Raw genomic sequence first — 5,630 nt, 5'->3', positions numbered from 1 at the left:
GGCCATCTGGATTTCGGGTATAAAAAAAGCCCCTTACATTTCTGTAAGGGGCTTTCGAAAAAGGCGGCTACCTACTCTCCCACTTGATATAGCAGTACCATCGGCGCAAACGGTCTTAACTTCCCTGTTCGGAATGGTAAGGGGTGGGCCCCGTCGCCATGGCCACCTAAGTTTTAGATCGAGATATTCTCGGTCGCGGCCTTCGCCGCAATATCGTTGACATGAATGGAACAGGATTCCTATAAAGGAAAGCAACACGTATAGTATATAAGTGAGCTGATTAAAAAAGAAAGAGATAAAGATCGTTGCCGTCCCCTTCCGAAGAAGAGGACAAGCGTGTGCGCAAGCCTGACGGGCAATTAGTACTACTCGGCTGCAGACATTACTGCCCTTCCACCTATAGCCTATCAACGTGGTAATCTCCCACGGCCCTTTAAAGAAATCTCATCTTGTGGCTGGTTTCGCGCTTATATGCTTTCAGCGCTTATCCAATCCCGACATAGCTACCCAGCGATGCTCCTGGCGGAACAACTGGTGCACCAGCGGTCAGTCCGACCCGGTCCTCTCGTACTAGGGTCAGCTCCACTCAGATTTCTAACGCCCGCAGTAGATAGAGACCGAACTGTCTCACGACGTTCTGAACCCAGCTCGCGTGCCACTTTAATGGGCGAACAGCCCAACCCTTGGGACCTTCTCCAGCCCCAGGATGTGACGAGCCGACATCGAGGTGCCAAACCCCCCCGTCGATATGAGCTCTTGGGGGAGATCAGCCTGTTATCCCCGGCGTACCTTTTATCCTTTGAGCGATGGCCCTTCCATGCGGAACCACCGGATCACTATGCTCTTGTTTCCAACCTGATCGACATGTATGTCTCCCAGTCAAGCGCCCTTGTGCCATTGCACTCTACACACGATTGCCAACCGTATTGAGGGCACCTTTAGAAGCCTCCGTTACTCTTTTGGAGGCGACCACCCCAGTCAAACTACCCACCACGCACTGTTCTCTCGTTTGAGAGTTAGGCCTCGGACAAGCAAAGGCTGGTATTTCAACAATGACTCCACCACACCTAGCGATGCAGCTTCAAAGTCTCCCAGCTATCCTACACATTGCTTGACCAAGGTCAATACGAAGCTATAGTAAAGGTGCACGGGGTCTTTTCGTCCCACTGCGGGTAACCGGCATCTTCACCGATACTACAATTTCACCGAGCTCATGGCCGAGACAGTGTCCAGATCGTTGCACCATTCGTGCAGGTCGGAACTTACCCGACAAGGAATTTCGCTACCTTAGGACCGTTATAGTTACGGCCGCCGTTTACTGGGGCTTCAATTCAATGCTTCTCCCCGAAGGAATGACATCTCCTCTTAACCTTCCAGCACCGGGCAGGTGTCAGGCCCTATACTTCATCTTTCGATTTTGCAGAGCCCTGTGTTTTTGATAAACAGTCGCCTGGACCTCTTCACTGCGGCCCCCCCATAAGGGGGGCGACCCTTCTCCCGAAGTTACGGGTCTATTTTGCCTAGTTCCTTAGCCATGAATCTCTCGAGCGCCTTAGAATACTCATCCCAACCACCTGTGTCGGTTTACGGTACGGGCTGCTTCACTTGCTTTTCTTGGAAGTCGATATGCTGGATTATCACCTTGACCGTGGTCTCGGTGTACTATCGCGGTGTTACCACTCGCTTCAACGTACAATTCCGTCTGTACGCACCAACTTCTCGCCTCCGTCACTTTTAGCGTGAGCAGGTACAGAAATATTAATCTGTTGTCCATCCACTATCCCCTTCGGGTTCGCGTTAGGTCCCGACTGACCCCCAGCTGATTAGCATAGCTGGGGAAACCTTGGTCTTTCGGCGTGCGGGTTTCTCGCCCGCATTATCGTTACTTATGCCTACATTTTCGTTTGTAATCGCTCCAGCATCCCTCGCAGGTACACCTTCGACGCAATTACAATGCTCCCCTACCCCTCATATAAATATGAAGTCACAGCTTCGGTGATATACTTATGCCCGATTATTATCCATGCAGAACCGCTCGACCAGTGAGCTGTTACGCACTCTTTAAATGAATGGCTGCTTCCAAGCCAACATCCTGGCTGTCAATGCAGTTCCACCTCGTTATATCAACTTAGTATATACTTTGGGACCTTAGCCGGTGATCTGGGTTCTTTCCCTCTCGGACATGGACCTTAGCACCCATGCCCTCACTGCGCAGAAACATTTTATAGCATTCGGAGTTTGTCAGGAATTGGTAGGCGGTGAAGCCCCCGCATCCAATCAGTAGCTCTACCTCTATAAAACTATCTACACGCTGCACCTAAATGCATTTCGGGGAGTACGAGCTATTTCCGAGCTTGATTGGCCTTTCACCCCTACCCACAGGTCATCCCAAGACTTTTCAACGTCAACGGGTTCGGTCCTCCACTATGTGTTACCACAGCTTCAACCTGCCCATGGGTAGATCGCACGGTTTCGCGTCTACTACTACTGACTATGGCGCCCTATTAAGACTCGCTTTCGCTACGGCTCCGTTCCTGAAGAACTTAACCTTGCCAGTAAAAGTAACTCGTAGGCTCATTATGCAAAAGGCACGCCGTCACCCATATGGGCTCCGACCGCTTGTAAGCGTATGGTTTCAGGATCTATTTCACTCCGTTATTCACGGTTCTTTTCACCTTTCCCTCACGGTACTGGTTCACTATCGGTCTCTCAGGAGTATTTAGTCTTGGCGGATGGTCCCGCCGGATTCATACAGGGTTTCACGTGCCCCGCACTACTCAGGATACCACTATCTAAATGTTCTTTACCTATACGGGACTATCACCCTCTATGGTCGCTATTTCCAAAGCGTTCTAGTTCATTGCATCTCGAATGTCGTGGTCCTACAACCCCGCACATGCCGAAACATGTACGGTTTGGACTAATCCAATTTCGCTCGCCGCTACTATCGGAATCACTTTTGTTTTCTCCTCCTCCGGGTACTTAGATGTTTCAGTTCCCCGGGTTTGCTTGCATTACTGCATGACATATCTTCAATATGCCGGGTTGCCCCATTCGGATATCTACGGATCATATCGTGTGTGCCGATCCCCGTAGCTTTTCGCAGCTTATCACGTCCTTCTTCGCCTCTGAGAGCCTAGGCATTCCCCATACGCCCTTTTCCAGCTTGTCGCCAGATCTTTAATCTATTCTAATTTATTCGTACTCTTTACTTAATAAAGATTCGTGTTTCTTTCTTTTTTAGGTCGGTAAGATAAAATCTTACCACCTGTTCCAATATGTCAATGAACGTTTACTCAGTACGCAGTATCAGTACTCAGTAAGCAGTAAAAACTGCAAACTGCAAGCTGCAAACTGGATTGTGGAGAATATCGGAGTCGAACCGATGACCTCCTGCGTGCAAGGCAGGCGCTCTAGCCAGCTGAGCTAATCCCCCTTTTATAAGTTGGCAGTTGCCAGTTTATAGTTGACAGGTAGCACAACTTCTAAAATTTCCTATTCAGTATTTCAATCTATATGAACGTTGCCCGGATTCCTCTCAAAACCCTTGGGCTTCTTGTAGTCCCAGGCAGACTCGAACTGCCGACCTCTACATTATCAGTGTAGCGCTCTAACCAGCTGAGCTATGGGACTGTCCCTACCTCTTTTGCCCTTACGGACATCAGCGGCATTTACTTATATATTATAATTATGGAGATGGTATAACTTGAACAATTACTAAAGAAAACAATATATTAAATCAAAAGACCGGGACCGTAGTTCCTTCTTTACTTCATCAGGGACTGTCCTTAAAAGGACAATCTCTAGAAAGGAGGTGTTCCAGCCGCACCTTCCGGTACGGCTACCTTGTTACGACTTAGCCCTAGTTACCAATCTTGCCCTAGGCCGCTCCTTACGGTGACGGACTTCAGGCACTCCCGGCTTCCATGGCTTGACGGGCGGTGTGTACAAGGCCCGGGAACGTATTCACCGGATCATGGCTGATATCCGATTACTAGCGATTCCAGCTTCACGGGGTCGAGTTGCAGACCCCGATCCGAACTGTGACCGGTTTTATAGATTCGCTCTGCCTTGCGGCATGGCTGCTCTCTGTACCGGCCATTGTAGCACGTGTGTGGCCCAGGACGTAAGGGCCGTGATGATTTGACGTCATCCCCACCTTCCTCACGGTTTGCACCGGCAGTCCCGTTAGAGTCCCCATCATGACATGCTGGCAACTAACAGTAGGGGTTGCGCTCGTTATAGGACTTAACCTGACACCTCACGGCACGAGCTGACGACAACCATGCAGCACCTTGCAAATTGCCCGAAGGAAAAGGTATCTCTACCCCTGTCAAAATGCATTTAAGCCCTGGTAAGGTTCCTCGCGTATCATCGAATTAAACCACATGCTCCACCGCTTGTGCGGGCCCCCGTCAATTCCTTTGAGTTTCATTCTTGCGAACGTACTCCCCAGGTGGGATACTTATCACTTTCGCTTGGCCGCCCAGAACTCAAGGTTCCGGACAGCTAGTATCCATCGTTTACGGCGTGGACTACCAGGGTATCTAATCCTGTTCGCTCCCCACGCTTTCGTCCCTCAGCGTCAGTATATAGTTAGTCACCTGCCTTCGCAATCGGTGTTCTATGTAATATCTATGCATTTCACCGCTACACTACATATTCCGGCAACTTCACTATAACTCAAGACGACCAGTATCAAAGGCAATTCTATAGTTGAGCTACAGACTTTCACCACTGACTTAATCGCCCGCCTACGGACCCTTTAAACCCAATAATTCCGGATAACGCTCGGACCCTCCGTATTACCGCGGCTGCTGGCACGGAGTTAGCCGGTCCTTATTCTTACGGTACCGTCAGTAGGGCACACGTGCCCCTTTTTCTTCCCGTATAAAAGCAGTTTACTACCCATAGGGCATTCTTCCTGCACGCGGCATGGCTGGATCAGAGTCTCCTCCATTGTCCAATATTCCTCACTGCTGCCTCCCGTAGGAGTCTGGTCCGTGTCTCAGTACCAGTGTGGGGGATCCCCCTCTCAGGGCCCCTACCCATCGTAGCCATGGTAAGCCGTTACCTTACCATCAAGCTAATGGGACGCATGGCCATCTTCTACCGCCCGAAGGCTTTAACTATAATATGATGCCATATAATAGTACCACGGGGCATTAATCCAAGTTTCCCTGGGCTATTCCCCTGTAGAAGGTAGGTTCCATACGCGGTGCGCACCCGTGCGCCGGTCGTCAGCGGAGCAAGCTCCCTGTTACCCCTCGACTTGCATGTGTTAGGCCTGCCGCTAGCGTTCATCCTGAGCCAGGATCAAACTCTTCATCGTTGTTTTGTATATATTCGTCCCAACGAAGTAAAAAATTCTCCCGGCCCCGACTCTCGATTCAATTCCTTATAATATCAGACTCTCACCCAATACATATATAAATTGTATGTTTCCTTAATTCTTGTTCCTCGAAACAGGTCCTCACCTGTCCCAATTCTTATCTCCACAATATTTCAATGAACTTCTATAAAAGGACTTCCATCTCTCGACTTTTAGACCTCTGTTTCCCTTAGGTGTTTCCCTAAGCGGCTGCAAATATACAACTGTTTCTTAACCCGACAACTTTTTTAAGAAAAAA

General features: G+C 49.5%; 2 tRNA genes and 3 rRNA genes. All 5 read right to left on the bottom strand.

The annotated features are described in order from the left end of the window. Window positions 1-58 precede the first annotated feature (58 nt). Window positions 59-170 (bottom strand): 5S ribosomal RNA (rrf, locus tag ES765_RS21200). 168 nt (window positions 171-338) lie between these two features. Continuing rightward, window positions 339-3,173: ribosomal RNA gene (locus tag ES765_RS21195) — 23S ribosomal RNA — on the bottom strand. A gap of 189 nt (window positions 3,174-3,362) precedes the next feature. Beyond that, a tRNA-Ala gene (locus ES765_RS21190) sits at window positions 3,363-3,436 on the bottom strand. Window positions 3,437-3,559: 123 nt separating this feature from the next. Continuing rightward, window positions 3,560-3,633 (bottom strand) — tRNA-Ile (locus tag ES765_RS21185). Window positions 3,634-3,807: 174 nt separating this feature from the next. After that, window positions 3,808-5,332 (bottom strand): 16S ribosomal RNA (locus ES765_RS21180). The 16S, 23S and 5S rRNA genes sit together here with 2 tRNA genes alongside, the layout of an rRNA operon. Window positions 5,333-5,630 lie beyond the last annotated feature (298 nt).

The sequence above is a fragment of the Maribacter sp. ACAM166 genome (genome assembly GCF_005771495.1).
Taxonomy (GTDB): Bacteria; Bacteroidota; Bacteroidia; order Flavobacteriales; family Flavobacteriaceae; genus Maribacter.
This window is presented reverse-complemented; position numbering and strand designations above follow the sequence as displayed.